The following is a 3281-nucleotide window of genomic DNA, read 5'->3' on the forward strand; positions in this document are numbered from 1 at the left end:
TACATCGCCAGCACGTACTTGAGCATCACCCCGGCGGCTATCGCCGAGCCAATCACTCCCGCCACGTTCGGGCCCATCGCGTGCATCAGCAGGAAGTTCTGCGCGTCCGACTCCAGCCCCACCTTGTTCGATACCCGCGCCGCCATCGGCACCGCCGACACCCCGGCCGAGCCAATCAGCGGGTTGATTTTGTTGTGACTGAACAGGTTCAGCAGCTTCGCCATCAGCACGCCTGCCGCGGTGCCGATACAGAACGCAATCACCCCCAGCACCAGAATCCCCAGCGTCTGCGGCTGGAGGAACTTGTCCGCCACCAGCTTGGCGCCCACCGACAGACCGAGGAAAATGGTCACGATATTTATCAGCGCGTTCTGCACCGTGTCGCTCAGGCGCTCCACCACGCCGCTCTCGCGCATCAGGTTGCCGAAGCAGAACATCCCCAGCAGCGGCGCCGCGTCCGGCAGCAGCAGCGCCACCAGCAGCAACAGCACCGCCGGGAACAGGATTTTCTCCCGCTTACTCACCGTGCGCAGCTGCACCATGCGGATTTTCCGCTCCTTATCCGTGGTCAGCGCCTTCATAATCGGCGGCTGGATTAACGGCACCAGCGCCATATATGAGTACGCCGCCACCGCGATGGCCCCCAGCAGCTCCGGCGCCAGTTTCCCGGAGAGATAAATCGCCGTCGGGCCGTCCGCCCCGCCGATAATGCCTATCGCCGCCGCCTGCGGCAGGGTGAAGCTGATAATCCCGAAGTAGTTCAGCGTCAGCGCCCCGAGCACCGTGGCGAAGATGCCGAACTGCGCCGCCGCCCCCAGCAGCAGGGTGCGCGGGTTGGCCAGCAGCGGGCCGAAGTCGGTCATCGCCCCGACGCCCATAAAAATCACCAGCGGAGCAATGCCCGAACCGATGGCGACCTTATAGAACACCGCCAGCACCCCGGCGGAGTAGCCCATATCCACCGCCTGCTGCTCCATCTGGCTCTGTACCGACGGCAGGGCCAGGGCCAGCGCTTCCTTGATGGCGTGAACGTCCGGCAGGCAGTTGAGCTTCGCGGCAATCACTGCCAGCTGCCCGGCGTCGTGGTGCGCCAGCAGGCTCTCCAGGGCGGTCAGCGCCAGCCCGGCCTCCGGGATATTCGACAGCAGGCCGCCGAAGCCAATCGGCAGCAGCAGTAGCGGCTCGAACTTCTTCGCAATCGCCAGCCACAGCAGCAGCAGGCTCACCAGCAGCATGATGGCCTGGCCGATGCCGAGGTGCATCAGGCCCATGCCCTGAATCAGGGCGTTCAGACTTTCCATGGTTCCTGTTCCTTACGCCAGCGTCATCAGGGTGTCGCCCACGGAGACCGCGTCGCCGGATTTCACCGCGATACCGCGCACGGTTCCGGCCTGCGCGGCGCGGATTTCGGTTTCCATCTTCATGGCTTCCAGAATCAGCAGCACGTCGCCTTCGGCGACCGTCTGGCCCTCGGTGGCCGTCACCTTCCAGATAGTGCCCGCCAGCGGGGCGGTCACCGGGGCGCCTGCGCCTGCCGGGGCCAGCGCAGCAGCCTGAACGGGCGCCGCCGCAGTGAGCTGGCTGATATCGCCGCCGTCGCTGACCTTCACCACAAAGGCTTTACCTTCCACTTCCACGGTGTAGATGCCCGAAGCGGCAGGTTTTACCGGGGCAGCGGCAGGTTTCGCCTCTTCCGCCTGCGGGACCGGCTCAAAGGCCGCCGGGTTATTGCGGTTCTCAAGGAACTTCAGACCGACCTGCGGGAACAGGGCCACGGTCAGCACGTCGTCGATGGCGTCATCGGCAAGCATGATGCCCTTCTCCTGCGCCTGGCGCTTCACGTCCGCTTCCAGTGCAGCCAGCTCCGGCTTCAGCAGGTCCGCCGGGCGGCAGGTCACCGGGGCGGCCCCCTCCAGCACGCGCGCCTGCAGGGCGGCATTGACCGGCACCGGGGTGTGGCCGTATTCACCCTTCAGAATCCCGGCGGTCTCTTTGGCGATGGTTTTGTAGCGCTCCCCGGTCAGGACGTTAAGCACCGCCTGGGTACCGACAATCTGCGAGGTCGGGGTGACTAAAGGAATAAAGCCGAGGTCCTCGCGCACGCGGGGGATTTCCGCCAGCACCTCATCCAGACGGTGGGCGGCGTTCTGCTGCTTCAGCTGGCCCTCGAGGTTGGTGAGCATCCCGCCCGGCACCTGGGCCACGAGGATACGGCTGTCGGTGCCCTTCAGCTGGCCTTCAAAGGCGTGATATTTCCTGCGCACCTCGCGGAAGTACGCCGCGATGCTCTCCAGCTTCAGGATATCCAGCCCGGTGTCGTGTTCCGTTCCGGCCAGCGTCGCCACCAGCGCCTCGGTGGCCGGGTGGCCGTAGGTGGCGCTCATGGAAGAGATGGCCGTGTCCACGCCGTCCACGCCCGCCTCGATGGCCTTCAGCAGGGCCATCTCCGCCATCCCGGTGGTGGCATGAGCATGCAGGTGCAGCCTGACGTCATAGCGCTTCTTGATTTCGCTGACCAGTTCATACGCCGCCATCGGGGTGAGGATACCGGACATGTCCTTGATGGCGATGGAGTCGACGCCGGTTTCCAGCAGCTGTTCGGTTAAATCGAGCCAGGTCTGCAGGGAGTGGGCCGGGCTGGTGGTGTAACTCAGAGTCCCCTGGGCGTGCGCCCCGTGGCTGCGCACCGCCCGCAGGGCGGCCTGCATATTGCGCGGGTCGTTCATGGCGTCGAAGACGCGGAAGACGTCCATGCCGTTTTTGACGGCGCGCTCAACAAAGCGTTCGACCACGTCATCGGCGTAGTGGCGGTAGCCGAGGAGGTTCTGGCCGCGCAGCAGCATCTGCAGCGGGGTCTTCGGCATGGCCTTTTTCAGCTCGCGCAGGCGGACCCACGGGTCTTCGCCGAGAAAGCGGATGCAGGCGTCAAAGGTGGCGCCGCCCCAGCACTCGAGGGAGCCGTAGCCCACGTCGTCGAGCTGCGCGGCGACGGGGAGCATATCGTCGAGGCGCAGGCGGGTGGCGAACAGGGACTGGTGGGCGTCGCGCAGGACGACATCGGTAATGGCAACGGTCATGGATTCCTCCGTGAATTAAGGGTTAAGTCGGCGATGGTGGTGGATAGCGGCGGCAATCACCGGCTTTAAGCGGGCGAAGTCGTCAGCGGGCGCGGCGGCGGCAGGTGCCGCTCTGGGCGCCGGAGCCGGTTCGGGGAAGACGCGGTTGACGGCGGCGGACATGCCCTGGATGGCGAAAATCAGCACAAACAGAAACGCCAGCAC

Annotated in this window: 3 protein-coding genes; all 3 read right to left on the reverse strand. The window is 65.4% G+C overall.

All coding sequences use genetic code 11. From position 1 onward, the window contains the following. Window positions 1-1301 (reverse strand): oxaloacetate decarboxylase subunit beta (locus tag CMQ96_RS28140; protein WP_031446345.1); only part of this gene is annotated, 1301 nt, incomplete at its 3' end. A gap of 12 nt (window positions 1302-1313) precedes the next feature. Next, window positions 1314-3077 carry a sodium-extruding oxaloacetate decarboxylase subunit alpha gene (gene oadA, locus CMQ96_RS28145; protein WP_098067625.1) on the reverse strand — a complete coding sequence of 588 codons (1764 nt, stop codon included), beginning with the start codon at window positions 3075-3077 and terminating at the stop codon, window positions 1314-1316. A gap of 15 nt (window positions 3078-3092) precedes the next feature. Then, window positions 3093-3281 (reverse strand): oxaloacetate decarboxylase subunit gamma (locus tag CMQ96_RS28150; RefSeq protein ID WP_098067626.1); only part of this gene is annotated, 189 nt, incomplete at its 5' end.

It is taken from the genome of Klebsiella sp. MBT K-1 (genome assembly GCF_002556465.1).
Lineage (GTDB): Bacteria > Pseudomonadota > Gammaproteobacteria > Enterobacterales > Enterobacteriaceae > Klebsiella > Klebsiella grimontii.